Below are 24,031 nucleotides of genomic sequence, written 5' to 3'. Positions count from 1 at the left end.
GGTGTAGGTAATTGACAAGTGTATGATTCTTGGAGGTGAAAAAGTTGACTCGCGAAGAAGTATTTAACAAAGTAGCGAAAATTATTTCAAATCATTTTGAGATAGATACCGATAAAGTGACGGATGAATTGAACATCAAAGATGATTTAAAAGCTGATTCAATTAGTATTATGGAGTTCGTTTTAGAACTTGAAGATGAATTCGGTACAGAAATTTCAGATGAAGACGCTGAACAAATTGAAACAGTTGGCGGTGCAGTAGATTATATCAGCAGCCATCTCAAATAATTTCAATAAAAGCAAAGAAGGATAAAAAGTTGTATGCAACTTTTTATCCTTCTTTTTTTAATCTTTTTGACACGGAAAAGACATTTTTCTGATAATTCTGGCGATAATTAGAAAATATGTTGCAAAGTAAAGCGGTTTTCTATATACTTATTAATAATTCATTACACAAAGATAAGAATAACCTTTGTTATAAAACGCTTTATTCTGTGTAATGTTCTTTTTTTACTAAGAAAAACTTCCGTTTAGGAAGCAGAGAGGGGTATTCGATTGTCAGATAATCAATTATTAGAAGTTCAGAACCTACATACAGGCTTCCGACTCAAAGATGACTATTACGATGCAGTAGATGATGTTTCATTTACTTTAGACAAAAACGAGATCTTAGCAATCGTTGGGGAATCTGGGTGCGGGAAAAGTACATTAGCTACTACGATTATGGGATTACTTGATCCTAATAACACAAAAATTACAGGTGAAATTTTATATAACGATCTGAATTTAATCGAACTGAACGAAACGCTTTATAATAAAATCCGCGGAAATGATATCGGAATGATTTTCCAAGATCCGTTGTCTGCATTAAATCCTCTCATGAGAATCGAAGACCAGATCAAAGAAGGACTTTCCTATCACACAAAGATGAATGCAGAACAGCGTCAAGCTCGCGCACTGGAATTACTAGAACAAGTAGGGATTCCTAATCCAGCAAGAGTTGGACGTCAATATCCCCATGAATTATCAGGCGGTATGAGACAACGTGTCATCATCGCGATCGCAATCGCCTGCAAACCTCCAATCGTCATTGCAGATGAACCGACGACAGCTCTAGATGTAACCATCCAAGCACAGATTCTTGATTTACTGAAAGATCTTCAGGAAGAAACAAAAACAGGGATCATCCTGATCACTCATGACTTAGGAGTCGTAGCAGAAATGGCTGATCGAGTGGCAGTGATGTATGGCGGACAGTTTGTTGAAGTAGCGGGTGTAAAAGAACTGTTTGATCATCCGAAACATCCTTATACGCGCTCTTTATTGAACTCTATACCTCAAGAAGGAAATCATGATGCAGAACTCCATGTGATCGAAGGTGTCGTTCCTTCTCTGAAAAACATGCCTCGTAAAGGGTGCCGATTTGCTCCACGTATTCCGTGGATACCAGCAAGTGATCACGAAGAAGATCCTATCCTTCATGAAGTCGCTCCGAACCATTTGGTACGTTGCTCTTGCTACAAGCATTTCCACTTTAGAGACGAAAAAGGAGAGGTGTAGATGACAGAATTAATCACAATCAAAGACCTGAAAGTTCATTACCCTATTCGCAGTGGATTCTTCAATCGAGTAACGGATCATGTATATGCTGTAGATGGTGTGGATTTTATTATCGAAAAAGGAAAGACGTATGGTTTGGTGGGAGAGTCCGGTTCCGGAAAATCCACTACAGGAAAAGCAGTCGTTGGTTTAGAAAAGACGACAGCTGGACAAATCATGTATGAAGGAAAAGATGTAACGAAGCGAAGCAACCGAAAAAAAATGGGTTATAACAAAGACGTACAAATGATCTTCCAAGATTCAATGTCTAGTTTGAATCCTAAAAAACGAGTATTGGATATCATTGCAGAACCTATCCGAAATTTTGAACGGTTAAGCGATCAAGAAGAAAAGAAGAAGGTAAAAGGATTGCTAGATATCGTTGGGATGCCGGAAGATGCACTTTACAAATATCCTCATGAATTTTCAGGGGGACAACGCCAACGTCTAGGAGTAGCCCGCGCTGTTGCTACTAATCCAAAATTAATCGTGGCCGATGAACCGGTATCTGCTCTGGATCTATCTGTTCAAGCGCAAGTATTGAATTTCATGAAACGGATCCAGCAAGAATACGGTCTCAGCTATTTATTTATTTCTCATGATTTAGGTGTAGTAAAACATATGTGCGACAACATCGCGATTATGTACAAAGGTCGATTTGTAGAAATCGGTACAAGAGAGGACATTTATAATGACCCGCGCCACATCTATACGAAACGTCTGCTTTCAGCAATTCCGCAAATCGATGTAGAAAATCGGGAAAGCCACAAAGAAAATCGCCGAAAAGTAGAACAAGAGTATATCCAAAACCAAAGAGAATATTATGATGCGACTGGCCGAGTCTACGATTTGCGTACGATCACAACTACACATAAAGTGGCGTTGAAAGATGGAGGTGCGAGCTAATGTGGAAAACGATTCTGCGACGTGTTTTATTGATGATCCCGCAAGTTATTATTTTAAGTGTTCTGATCTTCTTATTAGCCCAAGCGATGCCAGGGGATCCATTTACTGGTTTGATCAACCCAAACCAAGATCCGGCAGTGATCGAACAAATGCGACAATCAGCTGGATTGAATGACCCATGGTATGTCCAGTACTTCCGTTGGATCGGAAATGCTTTGCAAGGCGATTTTGGTCAAAGTTTCTTATACAAACGCTCTGTTGCTGACTTAATCGGTGAACGGATCATCAACACGTTATATCTATCGATCTTGACAGTTGTCCTTACTTATTTGATTGCTGTGCCTCTAGGGATGCTAGCAGGCCGGTATCAAAATTCGATCTTGGATAAGATCGTCGTGATTTATAACTTCTTTAGTTTTGCTGTTCCGTTATTTATCTTCGGCTTGATCATGCTGTTTGTTTTTGGTTATCGTTTAGGCTGGTTCCCAACAAGCGGTTCTCAAACACTAGGTTTGCAAGGGGGATTTATCACTCAGTGGATAGATCGCTTGAAATATATTCTGCTACCATCGATTACCCAAGCATTTCTGGCGACTGCCGTTACGATCCAATATCTGCGAAGCGAAGTAATCGATTCGAAGTCGCTTGATTTTGTCAGAACAGCCCGTTCCAAAGGGGTACCGACGAATAAAGTATTCAGTAGACATATCTTCCGGAATGCAGCGTTGCCGATGGCTTCGCAAATGGGGTATGAAATCACTTCGTTGATTGCTGGTTCTGTAGTTATCGAAAAGATTTTTGGCTATCCAGGAGTCGGGAAACTATTTATTGACTCTATTGGTCAACGAGACTACACCGTGATCACATCCTTAGTATTGATTTTAGGAATCGCGACGCTAGTGGGGACATTACTGTCAGATATCATTATGAGTATCGTTGACCCGCGCATTCGGATTCAATAAAACCAATCAGAAAGGAGAATGGATCGATGAGTGAAAAAAACAATACAGCAGTTCAAGAAAGTATCCCTCCTATGGGGATACGAATGATTGCTCGAGAATTTAAAAAAGATAAAATCGCTATTTTTTCATTAGGTTTGCTAGTGGTTTTATTATTAGTGATTTTTATCGGTGCAATGCTGACCGATCAAGATAAAGTGATGTATGTTAGTATTTTTGACAAATATGCTGCCCCAGGAGCAGTTTCGACACAAGGACAAAAGTTCATTCTGGGAGCAGATGAAGGCGGACGTGATGTATTAGGTCAATTGATCATAGGTGCTAGAAACTCTGTTACGATCGGATTTGCGATCACGATCCTTACTTCGATCATCGGGGTTGGATTAGGGATCATCTCTGGCTACTACGGAGGGATCATTGACAACATCTTGATGCGAATCGTTGATTTTATCATGATTCTACCGATCATGCTGATCATCATCGTCTTCGTATCGATTATTTCTAGATACAATGTCTGGTCCTTTATTTTCATCATGAGTGCATTTTATTGGGTAGCTAAAGCCCGATTATTCCGAAGCAAGACATTATCTGAAGCAAGAAGAGATTATGTCAGTGCCTCAAAAACAATGGGAACAAGTGATTTTAAAATCATGTTCCGCGAAATCATGCCGAATCTAAGTTCATTGATCATTACGAACTTGACAATGAACTTTGCGGCAAACATCGGTATCGAGACAACTTTGACTTTCTTAGGTTTCGGTTTGCCGGCAAATGTACCTAGTTTAGGTACACTGATCGGTTATGCAAGTAATGGAGAAGTCTTAGTGAATCGGCAATGGATCTGGTTACCCGCATCAATCCTCATTTTAGTTTTGATGTTGAGTATCAATTATGTTGGACAGGCATTCAAGCGTTCTGCAGATGCACGCCAACGGTTAGGCTAGTTATAGAAGCGAAGGGGGAAATAGGAATGAAGAAAACGATTTTTGGATTTGCAACGCTGATGTCTGCTGTCGTTCTTGCAGCATGCGGGGGCGGAGGTACAGATACTTCTGGAAATAACTCTGGAGGCAACAGCAATAACAAAGAGGAATTAACTTTTCCAATCGCAACAAAAAACAATGATGATGCAATCGAAGACGGTGAATTAGAAGCTGCGGTCGCAACGGACAGTCAGTTCAAAGGATTGTTCCAGTGGGAGTTTTATCAAGATTCATATGATGCAGCGTTTATGGCACCCTCTCACGAACCATTGTTTGCAAACGATGATGATTTTAGAATCACAGATGACGGAGCTGCAACACTTGATCTAGACGAAGATACGAAAAAAGCGACAATCAAAGTAAAAGACAACGTCAAATGGTCAGATGGTGAAGATGTAACGGCGGACGATGTGATTTTCCCTTACGAAATCATTGGGAATAAAGATTACACTGGTATCCGTTATGACGACACTTTCCGTAACATCGTAGGTATGGAAGAATATCATGATGGAAGTGCCGATACGATCTCTGGAATCAAAAAGATAGACGACAAAACAGTTGAAATCGAATATAAAGAAGTAAATCCAAGCATGCTTCAATCGGGTGGCGGTATCTGGACATATGCAGCACCGAAACATACGTTAGAAGGTGTAGCAATCAAAGACATGGAATCAAGCGATCAAGTACGTAAAAATCCAGTGACTTTCGGCCCTTATTACATGAGTAATATTGTTGCAGGAGAATCAGTAGAGTACTTACCAAACGAGCACTACTGGAACGGTACACCTAAATTGAAAAAGATCACGATGAAATCTGTACCGATGGCTAGTGCAACTGAAGCATTGAACTCTAAGCTATATGACATGATTTTCCAAATGCCAACAGATACTTATGATACGTATAAAGAAATTGCTGGCTATACAAACTTAGGCCGTGAACAAACTTCTTATACTTATCTAGGATTCAAGTTAGGTAAATGGAATTCAGATACAAAGAGTGTGGAATACAATCCAGATTCAAAAATGGCTGATAAATCATTACGTCAAGCCATGGGCTATGCATTAGATAACAATGCAGTAGGTGAACGTTTCTATGCAGGTTTGAGAAGCAATGCGACTTCATTGATCCCTCCAGTATTCCAGCCATACCATGATGATGAGATGAAAGGATTCACACAAGATTTAGACAAAGCGAAAAAACTATTGGATGATGCCGGCTACAAAGATGTGGACGACGATGGTTTAAGAGAAGACAAAGATGGAAACAAACTAACCATTAACTTTGCTTCGATGTCCGGTGGAGAAACAGCGCAACCATTGGCAGATTACTATATCCAACAATGGAAAGAAATCGGTTTGGATGTCCAATACACAACAGGTCGTCTGATTGAGTTCAACTCTTTCTACGATAAATTAGAAAATGATGATCCTGAAATCGATGTTTACCAAGCTGCTTGGAATACAGGAACTGATCCAAATCCAAGTGGACTATGGGGACCAAATGCAGCATTCAACTACACTCGTTATGAATCAGAAGAAAATACAAAATTGATCAACGATATCAGTTCAAGCAAAGCATTTGATGAAGACTATTTGAAAGAAGCCTATCAAAAATGGCAACAATATGCGTTTGAAGAAGCATTTGCGATTCCAACGTTGTTCCGTAACGAAGTATTGCCAGTCAACGACCGTGTCAAAGACTGGGATTGGTCCTATGATGTACCAAACCCATGGGCAAATGTTTCTGTTACAGCAAATTCACGTTCATAATCAATAAAAAATGACCGAAAAAGGACGATGTCCTTTTTCGGTTTTTTATTTATTGTTATTTTTATGTAGCGAATAAAAATAAATGTAGTTTTTTAAAATTTTATTTTAAAAACACATTGAACATAAATATGTTATTATATATAATTTAAATAAATTTAAAAAAGAAAATCTTATAAAATATATGTTATTTAATTTAAGTTTAATAAAAATTATTGTTATTTTAAACTGATGAGAATCTTTCGCGTAGTTAATAAAAGAGAAGGTTCAAACTTATCTCTTTTTAAAATAAAAAAAGGGGGACCGAACGACTGTCGCCTTGTTGCTTGTTCAAGTATGTTTCAATAGTCACTCGTGAGACACTTTAGGCACTCAAAAAAGGGAGCGGATACAAATGAAGAGAAATGTGAAAAAGATGATAGCAAGTTCATGTACACTTATTGCCTTGAGCAGCTGGATTCCACCAATCAATGCCGTTAGTGCGGCTGATCCAGCCGCTTCTTTCTTCTAAACGATGAAAAAAATCTATCGCTTCTTTTTTCTATTCACAGTCACCAGTTTTTTATATGCTATTTCTTTTGCTGGAACCGAAATGATCAAATCAGCGATTCCAGAAATCCATTCATCGATCATCATCGAAGCAGCGAGTGGTGAAGAAAATCAACAGGAAATGTACCAGACGATTGCGAAATATGCTAGAGAAAAGCAATTGGATCTCCATAAGATCCTCTTTCGAATCGGCAAAGATGGGGAAACGTATAAAGATATCTATACATTTGGTAAAGAAGGGTATTCGACCTATAGCTTTTCCCCTATAGCATCCGATTATCCTATCAATTTTTATGATTCTTCGAAACTATCTACTGAAGAAGTACTTGGCGGTTATATGATCACAGAGGAACCGCCTGCCAATATGATCGAAGAATTTTATGATATGGGGATGGAAATAACGATTGAAAGGGCACAATGGCCGCTTTATCTAGCTTCAGGTTTGCTATTAAGTATCGGTCAATTGTTCTGTATGCTTTTCTTGTGCTTATTCTTAGCTCTATTATTCTATAAGTCCTCTATGAGAAAGAAAGTCGGGATTCTCGAAACACTTGGACGAAACAAAGCAAAACTAGTGTGTAAAGATAGTTTGATAGATGCGGCCATCTTCATGGTTATTTTAGCTGGCTTTGCATGGTTTTATCCCTATCTGCACTTTCTTTATCCCCAGATCCTGTTATGGGGGATCATTGGAATCATCATCATGCACATATCAAGCAGCTGGGTGATTTATTCATGGGGATCGATTGCTGATAAAATAAAGGGACATAAACCGTATAGATGGCTGTTCTACACGAATCACCTTATCAAGGCCGCCTTGCTTGTATTTATCGTAGTAAGCGGGAATATGATCTTGTCTAGTATGGATGAGAACAAACAACTAGAACAGCAATTAGCTTATTGGAATGACATTCCTGATTATTATCACTTGAGATTTAGTAATATCACGACCAAATTACCAGATAATTCTAGAAATTTTACGAGAGAAGAAAGAAAAAAAGAAGCGAAAAGGATCAATCAGGACATGCTTCCTTTATTAGAACGAGCAGAACAATCAGGTGGGATCCTTTTGAGGGATAATGAATTTGGCCATACGAGTGAAGTTCTTACCTACATTCAAAATGATGCTTATTGGTTAGTCAACCATAATGCCGTACACGAATTGAAAGTCAAAGATATACACGGAAAACCAATCTATCCATTAGAAGATGCCTTCTTCTATGTGTTGATCCCAGAAAATAAAAAGCAATACACGGATCTAATCGTTAAAATGGCAGAAGATGAAATCACTTTTTACCAGAATTCCTTCGAGTATGAACAAGACGAGTATCAGGGGGAATTAAAGGTGATCTATACCCAATCGAATCAAATCATCTTTAATTATAATTTTGATTTACTTGAGAATATCTTTTCTTTCAATCCGATCATTGTGTCCATTTCTTTGCCTTTGATTCAACCTAATATAGAGATATGGATAAGTGAGGTATCGAACGGCTCCTATTTGTTTCGAAATGGTCGAGAAGTTCAAGTGTTTATTGAAGAGAATGGCATTGAAGATGATTTTTACGGCCTAACATCTGTGAAAGACAGAATCAGCGAAGTAATTGCGAAAGCGCGTTCAGAATTTTACACAGCACTAGTCGTGTTCTTACTGATTCTTATCAGTTTTGTTGCTATTGAACTATATGCGAGCATGATTTATACAGAAGTAAATAAGAAAAAATCATTTTTAGCGTACATTACTGGTAAACCGCTGTTCCAGCGTCACAAAACTTACTATTACATGACGGCGGGGATATCTTCAGGTGTTTTAGGGATCTTACTCATATGGCAGAAGGACTTATGGCCGATTGCACTGGCTGTATTCAGCTTTGAGCTGTTTTTGCTACTCCCAACGACTTATCTATCTGAGAAAAAGCAACGGCTGGAGGTGATCAAAAATGATTGATGTTAGAAAAATCACAAAAAAATACAAAGAGAAAACGATTTTTGAACACCTTTCTTTTTCTGTGCCCGCGGGTTCTATGCTTGCCATCACAGGAGAAAGTGGGATAGGTAAAACGACTTTATTGAACTGTTTAGGCCAGTTGGAAACGATAAATGAAGGGGAAATCTTGATCAATAGCCAAAAAATCAGCCGAAAAAATAGAAAAACATTTTTTCGGGAACAAGCTGGTTTTTTATTTCAAAACTATGCACTGATCGACAACGAAACAGTGAAGCAAAACTTGACCTTGATCTCAAAAGATGAGCAGAAAATCAAAGAATCCCTCGAAAAATTTCAGGTAGACCATTTGATAGACAAAAAAATATTTCTCTTAAGCGGAGGAGAACAGCAGCGAGTAGCTCTTGCTCGTTTATTTTTGAAAGAACCAAAGATCATCTTTGCAGATGAGCCAACAGCCTCTCTTGATCAAAAGAACAAAGGAATCGTCCTTCAAGCATTACAAGAACTGAATGCAAAAGGAGCTACGGTCCTTGTGGTCACCCATGATCCAACATTGGCAGCAGAATTCGATCATGTGTTGGACATGAATGAATGGAAGAAATCAATCCAATAAACCTTATTTATGTGTTTATTCTGTTGGTTTTGTCTGATAGTTTACCAGTGATTGGACTGTTTATTTCAATCGTTTTATTGAAAAGTCATCAGCCAAAGATTCACCCACGATGGGTAAAATGGTGTGTGTTCATTTCGCTCCTTTTTTAAGTGTTACTAACGGTGATTCTTCTATTGAGCATTCATGTTTCAGAGGTTCAGCTAGGACCCGCCCAAGAAGTCATTGAAAACATACGAGAATAAGGGATTGTACAAAAAAAGGAATGTGACAATAGTCGTGTCACATTCCTTTTTTGTATGAACAGTGTTCAATCAGCTATTCCACGGTATTCGTTCAAGAAACGGCAAAATATGAAAAGCTGTTTTTCTGTTTATTTCTCTAATACTCCAAACTAAACGGCTTTTTCACAACTTCTCGTCAATCACTAGGATTATTAAAGCTTTACTTACCTTTTACCCGAACCATTTCAAATTTAACAAAAAACCAGTATAATAAGGAAGTATCGAAAAAATATCCATAAAAGGAATGTGGAAAATGGACAACCAGCTGACAAAAGAACTAAAAGAAAATTATAACATCGTTTTTCACGATCTAAATTTGCTTGAACAAGCTTTTACCCATTCATCCTATGTGAATGAGCATCGCAATCTGCAATTATCGGATAATGAACGACTTGAATTTTTAGGAGATGCCGTTTTAGAATTGATGGTTTCTCAGTATTTATTCCGTTTATATCCTCATTTGCCAGAAGGAAAATTGACAAAAACACGAGCAGCGATCGTTCGCGAAGACAGCTTATCGAAATTTGCCAAAGAATGTCACTTTGATCAATATGTTCTGTTGGGCAAGGGAGAAGAGAATTCAGGAGGACGTACGCGACCAGCATTGCTTTGCGACCTATTCGAAGCTTTTTTAGGCGCGTTATATCTTGACCAAGGATTCGACACGACCCATGCGTTCATCGAAAAAGTGATTTTTCCTAAAGTCAAAGCAGGTGCTTTTTCACATGAGATGGATCATAAAACAAAATTGCAAGAAGTCTTGCAAAAATCAGGTGATGTATCGATCGAATACCGATTGATCAATGAAGAAGGTCCAGCTCATGAACGAGTATTTTGGATCGAAGTTTACGTAGATGATCAATTGATTGGCACTGGACAAGGAAAATCGAAAAAATTAGCAGAACAAGCTGCGGCGGAAAATGCATTGGCAGCACTGTAAAAGTAAGTGAGGGAAAGCTTTGTATTTGAAACGAATTGAAATAGCCGGTTTTAAATCATTTGCAGACAAGACAGTCATTGATTTTGAAAACAGCGTCACAGCAGTGGTTGGACCAAATGGCAGCGGAAAAAGCAATATTACAGAAGCTATCCGCTGGGTATTAGGAGAACAATCTGCTAAAAGTTTGCGAGGCGGAAAAATGCCGGATATCATCTTTGCCGGTTCCGATACCCGTAAGCAGCTGAATATTGCAGAAGTCACAGTGATTTTAGACAATAGTGATCATTATCTGCCATTGGAGTACAATGAGATCAGTGTAACCCGCCGTTACCGACGGACTGGGGAAAGCGAGTTTTTCATCAATAAACAAAGCTGCAGATTAAAAGATATCCAAGAATTGTTCTTAGATTCTGGATTAGGAAAAGAATCGTTCTCAATCATTTCTCAAGGAAAAGTAGAAGCGATTTTCAGTAGTAAACCGGAAGACCGTCGTGGGATCTTTGAAGAAGCAGCTGGTGTGTTGAAATACAAGCAGCGGAAAAAGAAAGCAGAACAAAAGCTTTTTGAAACAGAAGACAACCTCAGCCGCGTCCAAGACATCATCCATGAATTGGAAGAACAGTTAACTCCTTTGGCCGCCCAGAGTGAGGCAGCAAAGGAGTTTTTACGGCTAAAAGAAACACTGACTCAAACCGATGTTTCTTTGATGGTTGCTGAAATCAAGACAGCAAAAAAAGATTGGGAAAACAAACAAGCACAGCTTGCGAAATTCAATCTAGAATTAGGCAAACTATCTGAGTCGATCCAAGAACAAGAATCCATTTTGGCGAAGCAGCGTAAAGAAAATGCGCAAGCCGACCGTCTGATCGAAAAAAATCAGCAAGTATTATTAGATCTTTCGGAAAAACTGAAGCAGACAGAAGGACAAAAAGATGTTTTGCAGGAGCGGACAAAGCATACACAAAAAAGCTCGCAAGAATATCAAACTTCATTAGCAGAAGCACAAAAAAAGGTTAAACATTTTGAAAAGCTTCAAGAAAGCTTGATGAAAGAAGCAGCAGAAAAAGAAACAGAGATCCAAAAAGCTGAAGCAAATCTCATAAAAACACAGCAAGAATTAGAAAAATACCAAAAATCAACGAAAGAATTATTGGCAGAACTAAGAGATCAATATGTTGATTTGATGCAAGAACAAGCAGCTGTAGGAAACGAACTGAAGTATCTAGAACGTCAATATGTACAAGAAACAGCAAAAAGCAAGCAGACGTTAGCCAAGCAATCGGAAGTAGAAGCATCAGTAGACCGATTGATCTTACAAAAAGAAGAATTGACACAAAAGCAGGCGCAGCTAAAATCATCTTTAACTGAAACAAAAGAGAAGTTAGAAATGATCCAACGAAACGGGAAAAAGTTCCAAGAAGCATTAGCAAAAGAACAGCCTAAAATGTATCAATTGATGAATCAAGTCCAGCAGCTGCGTGCTCGTCAGAAAAGCCTTCAAGAGATCCAAGAAAACTATTTTGGTTTTTACCAAGGCGTTCGATTGGTCTTGCAGCATAAACAGCAGCTTTCCGGTATTGTCGGAGCAGTGGCTGAACTGATCGACGTCCCTGCAGATTTCACGTTAGCCATTGAAACAGCTTTAGGTGGAGCAGCTCAACATGTCATCGTTGAAAATGAAAAAGATGCTCGGCAAGCTATCACGTATTTGAAACAGCAAAGAGGAGGAAGAGCAACATTCCTTCCGCTGACGACAATCAAACCAAGACAGTTACCAGCTCATATATTGACACAAGCAGTAGCTGTAGAAGGGTTTATAGGGATTGCCAGTGAACAAGTTGCTTATCCTGATCAAATCCAAACAGTGGTTCAAAACCTGTTAGGAACGATCCTTTTAGCAAAAGACTTAACTAGTGCTAATGCAATCGCGCAAACGATCCGCTATCAATACCGAGTGGTTTCCTTAGAAGGTGACGTGATGAATGCCGGAGGATCCATGACAGGTGGAGCGAACAAACGAGGAAACCAAGGCAGTTTGTTTGTACAGAACCAAGAATTGAAACAGTTGACTAGTGAATTCGAAGAAGCAGATAAACAACTTCAAGTGCAAGAAAAGAAAGTTCAGGAGCTGCAACAAGAAACAGCTCGTTTAGCCGAAGAACAAGAAGTTTTGCGTACACGAGGCGAACAATTACGTTTTGAAGAACAAGAAGCGACAAATCAGTTGCAAAACATCATAAACGAACTTGAACGTTTTGAAAAAGAAAAGCAAATCTCAACTTTTGAGACACGTGAGCTGCAGCAGTTTATCGAAGATTACGAAAAACAAACGAACGAGTTGAAAGACAAACAAACAGATCTTGAAACGCAACGTCAACAAATCGACGAAGAGATCAAATCTTTAAGTCAAGAAAGTGACCAGATGGAAGCCAGAAGAGCACAAGTGCAAAGTCAAAAAGCACAAGAACAAGCAGATCTTGCTGTCTTGAAAGAGCAGTTTAATCATCTGCAGATCCAGCTCCGCGGTGCCCGAGTCCAAAAAGCAGAGGCAATCGAACGTCAAGAAGCGATAGAAAAACAGTTGGCGACATTGACAGCAGACTTTTCTGATCATGAAGTCACAGAAGAAAGTTTGGAAAAACAAATTAACGAATTATCTGCTCAGCGAGAAACATTGAAAGCCGAGTTGGCAAAAGCCAAAGAGCAGCGAGATAGAAGGCAAAGGGAGATCGATGAGCTTGAAGCATTCTTGGCAGAGCGTAATCGTGAGCAAAAAGCACGACTGTCGGAACAATCCAAATTAGAAGTCCAAAAAGACCGAGCTGAAATGATTTTAGATAATCATTTGACCTATCTGCAGTCAGAATATCAGCTGACATTTGAGAAAGCTTCCCACGACTATCAAGAAACAACCGATATCGAAGACAGCAGAATAAAGGTTGCCTCCTTAAAAGAACAAATTGAAAAGCTAGGGCCAGTAAACTTAAATTCAATCGAACAATACGAACAAGTCAGTGAAAGACATACATTCTTAGCAACACAGCGAGATGATCTGTTAGCAGCGAAAAACCAGTTGTTTGAAACGATGGATGAGATGGATGACGAAGTGCGGACAAGATTCAAAGAAGTATTTGAAGCTATCCGTCAAGAATTCAAAATTGTCTTTCCAAATATGTTTGGCGGCGGTAAAGCTGAATTAGTATTGACAGAACCAACGGATCTGCTGAAAACAGGTATTGAGATTGAAGTACAACCTCCTGGCAAGAAACTGCAAAGTTTAAGTTTGCTTTCCGGAGGAGAACGAGCACTTACAGCCATTGCGCTGCTCTTTTCTATTATCCGTGTCTGTCCTGTTCCGTTTTGTATCTTAGATGAGGTAGAAGCAGCGTTAGATGAAGCAAATGTGAAACGTTTTGGTCGTTACTTAAGCGACTTCCAAGATGACACACAATTTATCGTAGTCACACACCGCAAAGGAACGATGGTCGCAGCAGATGTACTGTACGGAGTAACGATGCAGGAATCCGGTGTATCAAAAATCGTTTCTGTACGGATGGAAGATATCAATGAAGAGGCGAAAATCAACGAAACGAAAGTGTAGGAACGAAAATGATCAAATTAGTAGCAATTGATTTGGACGGTACATTATTAAATGAACAAAAGCTGATTTCAGATGAGAATAAACAAGCATTAGCACAAGCAAAACAGCAAGGGGTCAAGATCGTTCTATGCACAGGACGCCCCTTAGCTGCGATGGCGCATTATCTGCAAGAATTAGGGCTGGTAGATGAGGGTGACTACAGCATCACTTTCAACGGCGGTTTGGTACAAAAAAACGATACTGGTGAAATCATGGAAAAGAAAGTGATGGAAGTATTAGATATCCAACGCTTATACAAATTGGCTCAGCAATTGGATCTGCCACTAGATGTTTTGTCTGACAATGTGGTTTTACAGCTGCCTAGTGCCCCAAGAAAGCAATCCTTGTACAATGTGTTGAATAAGCTGCTGCAATTCCAACCAGCGGATATAAGCGATATTACAGATGAATTTGTGCTTAATAAGGCAGTAATCGCTTATGACCAAGAAGAATTAGATCCTAAAATCAAAGAAATACCAGCAGAATTCCATGAAATGTATGAGATCATCAAAACGAGAAGTATGCTTTTGGAATTTATGCCAAAAGGTGTCACAAAAGCTTATGGTATTTCTTTATTGGCAAAAGATCTTGGTTTGAAACAAGAAGAAATCATGGCAATCGGTGATGAAGAAAATGATTTACCGATGATCCAATACGCTGGTCTAGGCGTAGCGATGGAGAATGCTGTGCCTTTCGTCAAAGAAGCAGCAGATTTCGTGACAGCCAGCAATGAAGAAAATGGCGTAGCCAAAGTGATCCAAAAATTTGTATTAGAGTAGGGGGGAGTCAAATGGGATTTTTTGATAAAATCAAGCGTGCTTTTACTGGCGAGGAGAAAACGGAAGAAGTTGAAGTACAGGAGAAGTACGACAAGGGTTTAGAAAAGACGCGTAAAACATTTGGTGAACGGATGAATGAGCTGTTTGCCAATTTTCGAACAGTCGATGAAGACTTTTTTGAAGAATTAGAAGAAACACTTATCGGGGCAGATGTAGGTTTTGAAACAGCGATACGAATTACCGAAGCGTTACGTCAAGAAGTGAAACTCAGAAATGCGAAAAAATCGGCAGAAGTCCAAAATGCAATCATCGAGAAACTTGTGGATCTCTATGAAGCGGAAGGAATCAATGAAGTAAATGAACTAAATATCCAAGAAGACGGACTAACAGTTATTTTGTTTGTCGGCGTCAATGGTGTAGGGAAAACAACAAGTATTGGTAAACTTGCCCATCAGTTCAAAAATGAAGGTAAAAAAGTATTGATGGCAGCAGCAGATACCTTCCGTGCTGGAGCAATCGACCAATTAGTTGTCTGGGGCGAACGCGCTGGTGTTGAAGTTGTTCGTGGCAATGCAGGCGGCGATCCAGCAGCTGTCGTATTCGATGCTTTGGAAAGAGCAAAGACAGAGCAGGCAGATGTTTTACTAGTTGATACTGCAGGCCGACTGCAAAATAAAGTGAACTTGATGAACGAATTAGAAAAAATAAAACGAGTAATCCAGCGGGAATTACCAGAAGCACCCCAAGAAACATTACTTGTATTAGATGCAACAACTGGTCAAAACGCGATGGTTCAAGCAAAACAATTCAAAGAAACAACAGATGTGACCGGTCTTGTTTTGACAAAATTAGATGGTACAGCAAAAGGCGGTATCGTACTTGCTATCCGTAATGAATTGCATTTACCAGTGAAATTGGTCGGGTTGGGTGAAGGAATCGATGACTTGGAGCCGTTTGATCCAAACGATTTTGTCGTTGGATTATTCAAAGGATTACTAAAAGAAGAATAACCCATGTCTAAAAAGCAGGAGCTGTGACAAAAGTTGCAGCTCCTTGTTTGAATGATTGTTTTTAACATAGCTGTGTTTTTGATGCCTTCATTTTTATACTTATTTGTAAGCGGTTCTCAAACAATTTCGTTCTTTTTCTTAGACTTTTTGATTATAATTAGATTCATATGAATTGGAGGTCACTTAATGATGAATTTTAAGCAATTATTATTGCATGACAATGCGCGTCCTTTTATCGACCAAGCTCGATTTGGTATAGAACGGGAAGGACAGCGGGTTGATCTTGCAGGAAATCTAGCAAAAACCGATCATCCAGCAATCTTTGGCGATCGATCCTATCATCCCTATATCCAAACAGATTTTAGCGAAACACAAACAGAGATGATCACCCCTGTTACCGATTCTATTCCCGAATTATTTCAGTATCTGGCTGCTGTTTATGATGTGACTGCTCGTTCTATACCGAAAGAAGAGATGATCTGGCCATTAAGTATGCCACCTGCCTTACCGGAAAAAGACGAAGAAATCATTATTGCAAAATTAAAAAATTTCGAAGATGTCTTGTATCGACGTTATTTAGCAAAAGAATATGGGAAGCGAAAACAGATGGTAAGCGGCATCCATTTCAATTTTGAATTTGGTGACGAATTATTAAGAACATTGTTCAGCCATCAGGAAGAATTTCAGGATTTTTCTGAATTCAAAACAGAACTTTATTTGAAAACAGCGAGAAATTTTTTACGTTATCGCTGGATGATCACTTATTTATTTGGTGCTTCACCGATGAGTGAGAAAAACTATTTTATAAATGAATCGCATCCGCAAGAACCTGTTCGCAGTATTCGAAACAGTGCGCTAGGCTACACGAATCATCCAAATGTGAAAGTTTCCTATGCTTCCATGAAACAGTATTTAGCAGATATTGAGCGAATGATCGAAGAAGGGAAACTTTCAGAGGAAAAAGAATTTTATACACCGCTTCGTTTCCGAGGCGGAAAGAAAGTCGCAGATTTAGCAACAACAGGCGTTCGTTATATTGAATTGCGGAATATCGATCTGAACCCTTACGCAAGGCTGGGAATCAATCCGGAACAAGTTCGTTTCTTACAATTATTCCTGATGTATATGCTATGGACAGAAGAAAAAGAAGACAGTGACCAATGGGTGGCAGAAGGTACAACTCGAAATAACAAAGTAGCACTAGAACAACCATCAGATCAAACAGAATTTCATCAAGAAGGTAGAGAAATCCTTGAAGGGATGAAGCAAATGTTGGTTGAATTGGATTGGTTGGATTCTCTTTATTTAGTGGAGGAAGCATTGATTCAAATGGATCATCCCGAACAAACATTAGCAGCGAAACTCTATCAAGAAGCACAGCTATCGAGTCAGCAAGAAGTTGCTGTGGCATTGGGGCATCAATATTATAAAGAAAGCCATGAACGTCCCTATCAGTTGGCTGGTTTTCGCGAAATGGAACTTTCTACTCAGATATTTATGTTCGATGCTATCCAAAAAGGTGTCCAAGTCAAAGTATTAGATGAGTCGGATCAATTTTTGCGTCTGCAATTCCAAGACCATGTAGAATATGTGAAAAATGCAAACATGACAAGTAAGGACAGCTATATCGTTCCACTTATCATGGAAAACAAAACAGTAACGAAAAAAGTTTTAAAAGAAGCTGGGTTCCGAGTGCCAGGTGGTGCAGAATTTTCATCCATGGAAGAAGCCGTAAAAGCTTATCCAAGATTTGCCGATCAGGCCTTTGTGATCAAACCTAAGTCCACAAATTACGGGTTGGGTATCACGATTTTCAAGGAAGGGGCTGATCTGGAGGATTATCAAGCAGGATTGGCGATTGCTTTTCGTGAAGACAGCTCGGTTTTAGTAGAAGAATTTATGCCGGGAACAGAATATCGTTTCTTTGTAATCGATGGAGAAGTCCAAGCCATCATGTTGCGAGTCCCTGCTAATGTTATTGGTGACGGTATACGAACAGTGAAAGAACTTGTTGAAGAAAAAAATAGTGACCCTTTGCGTGGAACGAATCATCGTGCACCGTTGGAATTGATCCAATTAGGCGAATTAGAACAATTGATGTTGAAAGAACAAGGGTTAACGATCGAATCAGTTCCCCAAGCCAATCAAATTGTTTATCTAAGGGAGAACTCAAATATCAGTACGGGCGGTGATTCGATCGATATGACTGATGAATTTTCTGAAACTTACAAAAAAATCGCCGTTTCTGCGGTAGAAGCACTAGGAGCTAAAATCAGTGGTATTGATTTGATCATACCAGATAAAGAAATCGATCCTACAACCGATAAAAAAGCATACGGGATCATCGAAGCAAATTTCAATCCAGCGATGCATATGCATGTTTATCCTTTTGCAGGAAAAGGCAGAAGATTGACGATGAATGTATTGAAATTGTTATATCCTGAAGTATTTTAAACGAAAAAGCTTTTGACAGATTGTCCTATTTGATGTCAATCTGTTCAAAAGCTTTTTTACATGTAAAAATTTATGTGTTTTTTCGTTTTAAAATAAACGGTCCCAGAAGCTTTTTTTCTTTTTTGGTTTTTCTTTTTCAGCTGGCGAAGAGTTTTCTTCTGGGTATTTTTTTTCGATATCGATCACAGGTTCATTTACTGCTTCTTTTGCTGTTAAGAGCAATCCGAATTCCTCAGGATTTGCAGTAACATAATCGTTGACTACAGTAAATCGGCTATTGTTTTTCGTTGCTAGCTGGATATATTGGTTTTGGACAGAAAGGGGTAGAGCCCCATTCAAGAGTATGGAAGCATCTGGATGTTTTTTGAGTTCTTTTAAAAAGTTTTCTTTGTTTTTCGGTTGGATCATTTCAGCAACAGTCATACTAAGATAGCAACGTTCCCTGAATGTCCCTAAATATTTATGCTGTTCTTCAGGGTTCACTAAAGGTGTACCATAAAGTCCCTTATCCAAATGGCTTTTTACATCATCTTGTGCCATAAAAAATACCCTCCTTCTTCTCTTTGTCTTTCTTACGATTATAGCATATTCCCAATAATACCTAAAACATATGAAAAAGCGGTTGCTTTTGTTCAACGATTCACTTAAAATAAGAATGAAAATCATTCTCAATTAGAAAGGTGGATTGGATGCGCTACGGACGACTAGTAGCATTATTAGTTATTTTAAGTAGTATTTCATTGTTCATTGGAGTATCGAATGTACAATTGTCAGAATTGCTCCAGTTAAATGGGCAAAGTTTACAAATCTTGCTAGCGACTCGTTTGCCGCGAACGATTTGTTTGATTCTTGTGGGAGCGACTAGTAGCATTTGTGGGTTGATCATGCAACATTTGACCCAAAATAAATTTGTTTCACCGACGACTGCGGGTACGATGGATAGTGCGCGTTTAGGTATTTTAGTGGCCATGATTTTCCTACCTGGTGCATCCTTGATCGTCCGATCCTTGACTGCATTTTGCTTTGCCTTCGCAGGAACATTGCTTTTTTTATCCCTTACGCGATTGTTCCCCCAGAAAAATCAATTGATGCTTCCGTTGATTGGGGTCATGTTAGGGAATATCATTGGTTCAGTTGCTACTTTTTTTGCTTATCAATTCCAGTTGGTACAAAATATGACTTCGTGGCTTCAAGGGAATTTTGCGACTGTGATACGAGGAAATTATGAGTTACTGTATGCTGTTGTTCCATTGTTGCTCTTGGTTTGGCTATTTGCTTACCGATTTACGATCATCGGTCTGGGCGAATCGTTTGCAGTAAATTTGGGTATAGATTACCAGAAGATGCAGTTTTTAGGTATTGGCTTGGTTTCATTGGCTAGTGCAGTCATGTTGATTATGGTGGGAAGCATTCCTTTTATCGGAGTGATCATTCCGAATCTTGTCTCTAGAATATACGGAGATCAAGTGCACAAAACAATTAGCGTAACTGCTTTAGCAGGTAGTTTGTTCTTAGTATTTTGCGATCTTGTCGCTCGTGTGTTGATTTTTCCTTATGAAATACCAGTCAGTGTGATCGTTGGAATCATCGGTGGGGCTATCTTCCTTTATCTTCTGATAAGGGGGCGACGATATGCTTAAAAAAAAGCCATCTATTTTTATTGGTATGCTTGTTCTTGTTCTATTTGTTACAGGAGTGTACTTGACAATCCATACATATGGAAACTGGCATTTTGCGTGGGCATTGAGGAGTAAGAAAATTTTTGCATTTATCCTTGTCTCGCTAGCTGTCAGCAGTGCTACGATCAGCTTTCAGACAATTACGCATAACCAGTTTTTGACTCCTTCCGTATTGGGACTTGAGTCGTTATATGTCCTTGTCCAAACGGTCCTTTTCTTCTTTATCGGAGGAGTGACGATGCTTCAGCAGACAGGTACAGGTTTTTTCTTATTGAACGTTGGGCTGATGGTCGGGTTGAGTCTGTTGTTATTTTTCTTTCTTTTGAAAAAAATGAAAGCGAATCTTTTTTTGTTACTGATGTCAGGGATGATTTTAGGTACGCTTTTTGGTAGTTTCAGTACCTTTTTACAAGTTATCATGGATCCGAATGAATATGATTTGCTTCAAGGGAGATTATTTGCAAGTTTTGGCAATATCCAAAGCCAGTATCTTTTGCCTGCTTCTTTGATCATTATCGGCTGTTGGTTCCTGTTATTTCGATATCGACATGTGCTAGACGTTTTCCATCTTGGGAATGAACAAGCTGTAAACCTTGGGATAGACACAGATCGATTTGAATTTTTTATTTTGTGTTGTGTCAGTCTTTTGACAGGAACATCAACGGCTCTTGTGGGTCCAGTTACTTTTTTAGGGTTTATTGTCGCAAATGTCAGTTACCGTGTCTTTTCTACTTATCGTCATGGTCAGCTATTTATCGGAAGCTTTCTGGTAGCTATGCTATTTCTGACAGGCGGACAGCTCGCAGTAGAGCAGATTTTCGGCTGGAATACAACAGTGAGTGTCGTCGTTGAATTTGTCGGAGGAATTTATTTTGTCACAAAATTGATTCGCGAAAGGAAGAGTATCCTATGATCGATTTACAAAAGGTCAATAAACTGTACCATGGAAAATCAGTGGTCAAAGATGTACAGTTAACGATTCCTGAAAAGAAGTTGACTGCTTTTATCGGTCCTAATGGTGCTGGAAAGTCAACTGTGTTGTCGATGATCAGTCGTTTGATACCAAAAGATACAGGTGAAATCTATTTAGACCATAACGAAGTAAAGGCTTGGAAATCCAATGAATTAGCCAAAAAATTATCGATCTTGCGACAATCGAATGAAATAAATGTCCAAATCACCGTGAAAGAATTAGTAGAATTTGGACGATTTCCTTATACGAAAGGAAAATTGACGACAAAAGATCAAAAAATCGTTCAGGAATCACTGGAACACCTCGGGTTAGAAGAAATAGCAGATCAATCGATTGACACTCTTTCAGGAGGTCAACTCCAACGTGCGTATATTGCAATGGTACTAGCGCAAGACACGGATTATATTTTACTGGATGAACCTTTGAACAATCTGGATATGAATTTTGCTGTTCAAATCATGCAGATTTTGAAAAAGTTAGTACAAGAAATTGGGAAAACAATTGTTATCGTTCTTCATGATATCAACTTTGCTGCAAGTTATGCAGACGAGATCGTTGCAATGAAAGAGGGGCAGTTATTTACGCAAGGAACGACCCAAGAAATGATAAAAAAAGATGTATTGGATGAATTGTACGAAATGGACATACGGATTTGTGAGATTGAAGGCCGCAGATTCTGTCTTTATTTCTAAAACTAACATTAGGAGAGAAGAGATGAAAAAATTAGTAGTAGGTATTTTGATTCTAGCATCATTTGGTTTAGCAGCATGTGGAAATAGTAACAACACCAGTCAGGCAGATACAAAGAAAAGCAGTACGCAAGCTGAAACGGCATTAACGATAAAAGACAGTAATGGCGATCAAATCGAGGTGCCAAAGAATCCTAAAAAAGTCGTCGTATTCGACAATGGTTCTTTAGATACGATGGATGCTCTTGGTGTTGGAGATAAGGTAGTTGGAGCAGCTACGAGCAGCCTTCCTGAGTATCTTTCCTCCTATAAAAAAGTGGAATCAGCAGGTGGGATCAAAGAACCAGACTTAGAAAAAATCAATCAGCTTCAGCCAGATCTGATCATCATTTCTGGCCGACAAAGAGATTTTCAAAAAGATCTAAGTCAAATCGCTCCGACTATTTCCCTTTCTTTAGATGCGAAAAAGCCATGGGAATCTTTCCAGCAAAATGTCACTACTTTAGGGGAGATCTTTGGCAAGCAAGAAGAAGCCAAAACTCAATTAGAGGAATTATCCAATGCAATCGATCAGACGAAAAAGAAAGCAGAAGCGTCTGACAAAAAAGCACTAGTCACACTTGTGAATGAAGGGCAATTATCAGCCTATGGATCAGGTTCTAGATTTGGTTTCATCCATGATTTATTTGGCTTTGAACAAGTAGATGATCAAATCGAAGCATCCACTCACGGTCAAAGTGTTTCTTATGAATATGTGCTGGAAAAAAATCCGGATATCTTATTTGTGGTAGACCGAACAAAAGCTATTGGTGGAGACGACAGCAAAGATGATATTTCTGCCAATGAACTGGTAGCACAAACGAATGCTGGTAAAAATCAGCAGATCATCTCCCTTGAACCAGATGTTTGGTATTTAAGCGGGGGCGGTTTAGAGTCAATGAAACTGATGATCGAAGATGTGGATCAAGCATTTAAGTAGAATCAAAAATAATCGAAAAAATTGAACCGACCTCTAAAAGTTAGATTTTCCAGCTAACTTTAGAGGTCGGTTTTTATGTGTTTGGGAAATCTTTTTTCTTTAATACTCAGGTTAAAGAGCTGATTTCACAACCTTTATTCACGCATGTGTCTCAGCAAGCGGCTGATAGTTGATGATCTGCATTTTTCGATAAAAATCGGCGGGAAGCTTACTCCAACGTTTCAATAATTGATAGAAATAACTTTCTTCTGCTTTGATCTTATACTCGCTTAATATCAATCCAAAACTATTCGTTTGTTTTGCAGCTAATTTTTTATAGATATCCAATGCTTTTGTTTTATCTTCATTGACAAAAAGTGTTTTTACTTCAATATAAGAACCCTCGATGTTTTGTGTTTCTTCGATAAAATAGATACTTTTTATATATTCTTTCATAGTGATTCCTCCAAAGAAGTCTTTTTATTTGATAAGTTTACTTTACCGAAGAGTTGTTAATAATCCGTGAACAAAAAGTTATTCTTTTTCCAATAGTTATTAAGGGATGTTTATTTTTTAGAATATATTTTGTTATTTAAGGAATGGATAAGGTTGGACAAAGAACAGGTTGCTTTTTGGAGCCTGCTTCGCTATAGTAGAGAAAAAATAACGAAAGAAGCGGATTTAGATGGGAGAAGAAATTAAAACAGACCTTGTACTGGCAGAAAATCAATGGATAGAAACAGAACGACTTATTTTACGACCCGTCACTTTAGCAGATACAGAGGATGTATATGAATATGCAAGTGATGAGGTAACGACACGGTTCCTCTTTCCCGCAAACCAATCATTAGCAGAAACAAGAGCAAATATTGCTACATCCTTTATAAAGGACCCTTTAGGAAAATATGGTATAGAACTAAAAAAATCAGGTAAACTGATCGGAACGACAGATATCCGTGTGAATGACCATAACGGGACTGCCGAAATCGGCTATGCGCTCAATTCTGCCTATTGGGGAAATGGCTATATGCCTGAAGCTACCGCTGCTTTGCTGAAACTAGGTTTCGAACAATTAGATCTTGTAAGGATCTTTGCTACCCATGACGTGAGAAATTCCAATTCGGGACGGGTAATGGAGAAGTTACATATGAAAAAAGAAGGATTGATCTCAGATGCTGAGCGAAGAAATGGTGAAGTGGTTTCTTTAGTGATAAGAGGAATCACAAGATCCAAATGGTTGGCTCTCCAACAAACAGAAAACAGCTAAAACCAGACAAATTAGTTGCATCTGATGAATAAAGTGATT

The 24,031-nt window shown here is 38.8% G+C and carries 20 protein-coding genes; 18 read left to right on the top strand and 2 right to left on the bottom strand.

What is annotated here, in order from left to right; all coding sequences use genetic code 11:
- The first annotated feature begins 44 nt into the window (after positions 1 to 44).
- The 13 genes from acpP (at position 45) to gshAB (ending at position 18,426) form a co-directional block, all read left to right on the top strand.
- Positions 45 to 287, top strand: a complete 243-nt coding sequence (acpP, locus tag ESP02_RS03275) for an acyl carrier protein (protein WP_002294295.1) — start codon at positions 45 to 47, stop codon at positions 285 to 287.
- A 267-nt stretch (positions 288 to 554) separates the two neighbouring features.
- Positions 555 to 1,559 (top strand): ABC transporter ATP-binding protein, encoded by a 1,005-nt coding sequence (locus tag ESP02_RS03270; RefSeq protein WP_002309832.1) that lies wholly within the window; start codon positions 555 to 557, stop codon positions 1,557 to 1,559.
- Entirely contained in the window at positions 1,560 to 2,504 is a 945-nt protein-coding gene (locus ESP02_RS03265; RefSeq protein ID WP_002309831.1) for an ABC transporter ATP-binding protein, read from the top strand. It abuts the gene before it with no gap.
- Entirely contained in the window at positions 2,504 to 3,466 is a 963-nt protein-coding gene (gene opp4B, locus ESP02_RS03260) for an oligopeptide ABC transporter permease (protein WP_002290474.1), read from the top strand. Before ESP02_RS03265 ends, opp4B begins: the two co-directional genes overlap by 1 nt.
- A 26-nt stretch (positions 3,467 to 3,492) precedes the next feature.
- The gene (locus ESP02_RS03255) at positions 3,493 to 4,407 is read left to right on the top strand and encodes an ABC transporter permease (RefSeq protein WP_002290475.1); all 915 of its coding nucleotides are present in this window, start codon (positions 3,493 to 3,495) and stop codon (positions 4,405 to 4,407) included.
- Between the two features lie 26 nt (positions 4,408 to 4,433).
- Positions 4,434 to 6,215 carry an oligopeptide ABC transporter substrate-binding protein gene (locus ESP02_RS03250; protein ID WP_038398328.1) on the top strand — a complete coding sequence of 594 codons (1,782 nt, stop codon included), beginning with the start codon at positions 4,434 to 4,436 and terminating at the stop codon, positions 6,213 to 6,215.
- Between the two features lie 511 nt (positions 6,216 to 6,726).
- Positions 6,727 to 8,709: a DUF1430 domain-containing protein gene (locus ESP02_RS03245; protein WP_002372505.1), complete on the top strand. Its 1,983-nt coding sequence runs from the start codon at positions 6,727 to 6,729 to the stop codon at positions 8,707 to 8,709.
- Positions 8,702 to 9,322: an ABC transporter ATP-binding protein gene (locus ESP02_RS03240; protein ID WP_038398331.1), complete on the top strand. Its 621-nt coding sequence runs from the start codon at positions 8,702 to 8,704 to the stop codon at positions 9,320 to 9,322. The genes ESP02_RS03245 and ESP02_RS03240 overlap by 8 nt, the downstream gene beginning before the upstream one ends.
- Before the next feature lie 534 nt (positions 9,323 to 9,856).
- Positions 9,857 to 10,543 carry a ribonuclease III gene (rnc, locus tag ESP02_RS03230; RefSeq protein WP_002287896.1) on the top strand — a complete coding sequence of 229 codons (687 nt, stop codon included), beginning with the start codon at positions 9,857 to 9,859 and terminating at the stop codon, positions 10,541 to 10,543.
- 19 nt (positions 10,544 to 10,562) lie between these two features.
- Positions 10,563 to 14,144, top strand: a complete 3,582-nt coding sequence (smc, locus tag ESP02_RS03225) for a chromosome segregation protein SMC (protein ID WP_025478255.1) — start codon at positions 10,563 to 10,565, stop codon at positions 14,142 to 14,144.
- An 8-nt stretch (positions 14,145 to 14,152) separates the two neighbouring features.
- The gene (locus tag ESP02_RS03220) at positions 14,153 to 14,962 is read left to right on the top strand and encodes a Cof-type HAD-IIB family hydrolase (RefSeq protein WP_002372512.1); all 810 of its coding nucleotides are present in this window, start codon (positions 14,153 to 14,155) and stop codon (positions 14,960 to 14,962) included.
- Positions 14,963 to 14,973: 11 nt separating this feature from the next.
- The gene (gene ftsY / locus ESP02_RS03215) at positions 14,974 to 15,972 is read left to right on the top strand and encodes a signal recognition particle-docking protein FtsY (protein WP_002287900.1); all 999 of its coding nucleotides are present in this window, start codon (positions 14,974 to 14,976) and stop codon (positions 15,970 to 15,972) included.
- 186 nt (positions 15,973 to 16,158) lie between these two features.
- A complete protein-coding gene (gene gshAB / locus ESP02_RS03210; RefSeq protein ID WP_002372514.1) occupies positions 16,159 to 18,426 on the top strand; it encodes a bifunctional glutamate--cysteine ligase GshA/glutathione synthetase GshB in 2,268 nt (755 codons plus the stop codon).
- Positions 18,427 to 18,513: 87 nt separating this feature from the next.
- Here the strand turns inward: gshAB and ESP02_RS03205 are convergent, their stop codons facing one another.
- Positions 18,514 to 18,966, bottom strand: a complete 453-nt coding sequence (locus tag ESP02_RS03205) for a YueI family protein (RefSeq protein ID WP_002287902.1) — start codon at positions 18,964 to 18,966, stop codon at positions 18,514 to 18,516.
- Between the two features lie 149 nt (positions 18,967 to 19,115).
- Between ESP02_RS03205 and ESP02_RS03200 the strand changes: the two genes are divergently transcribed.
- From ESP02_RS03200 to ESP02_RS03185, 4 genes are read left to right on the top strand one after another with little or no spacing between them, the layout of a single operon-like run.
- Positions 19,116 to 20,066 carry an ABC transporter permease gene (locus ESP02_RS03200; protein WP_025478257.1) on the top strand — a complete coding sequence of 317 codons (951 nt, stop codon included), beginning with the start codon at positions 19,116 to 19,118 and terminating at the stop codon, positions 20,064 to 20,066.
- A complete protein-coding gene (locus tag ESP02_RS03195; RefSeq protein WP_002372518.1) occupies positions 20,059 to 21,018 on the top strand; it encodes an iron chelate uptake ABC transporter family permease subunit in 960 nt (319 codons plus the stop codon). Before ESP02_RS03200 ends, ESP02_RS03195 begins: the two co-directional genes overlap by 8 nt.
- Positions 21,015 to 21,770 carry an ABC transporter ATP-binding protein gene (locus ESP02_RS03190; protein ID WP_002372520.1) on the top strand — a complete coding sequence of 252 codons (756 nt, stop codon included), beginning with the start codon at positions 21,015 to 21,017 and terminating at the stop codon, positions 21,768 to 21,770. The genes ESP02_RS03195 and ESP02_RS03190 overlap by 4 nt, the downstream gene beginning before the upstream one ends.
- A 22-nt stretch (positions 21,771 to 21,792) precedes the next feature.
- Complete coding sequence (locus ESP02_RS03185) at positions 21,793 to 22,746, top strand: siderophore ABC transporter substrate-binding protein (RefSeq protein WP_025478259.1); 954 nt, start codon at positions 21,793 to 21,795, stop codon at positions 22,744 to 22,746.
- Positions 22,747 to 22,884: 138 nt separating this feature from the next.
- Here ESP02_RS03185 and ESP02_RS03180 read toward each other — a convergent pair whose 3' ends face one another.
- Positions 22,885 to 23,181 carry a hypothetical protein gene (locus ESP02_RS03180; RefSeq protein ID WP_002290488.1) on the bottom strand — a complete coding sequence of 99 codons (297 nt, stop codon included), beginning with the start codon at positions 23,179 to 23,181 and terminating at the stop codon, positions 22,885 to 22,887.
- Positions 23,182 to 23,410: 229 nt separating this feature from the next.
- On the opposite strand from ESP02_RS03180, the gene ESP02_RS03175 reads away from it, so the two are divergent.
- The gene (locus tag ESP02_RS03175; RefSeq protein ID WP_002372524.1) at positions 23,411 to 23,992 is read left to right on the top strand and encodes a GNAT family N-acetyltransferase; all 582 of its coding nucleotides are present in this window, start codon (positions 23,411 to 23,413) and stop codon (positions 23,990 to 23,992) included.
- Positions 23,993 to 24,031: the final 39 nt, after the last annotated feature.

Origin of the sequence: Enterococcus sp. NBRC 3427, from assembly GCF_007996925.1 — a bacterium.
GTDB classification, from domain to species: domain Bacteria; phylum Bacillota; class Bacilli; order Lactobacillales; family Enterococcaceae; genus Enterococcus_B; species Enterococcus_B lactis.
Note: the sequence above shows the minus strand (reverse complement) of the source record. Positions and strands in the feature narration are given on the sequence as shown.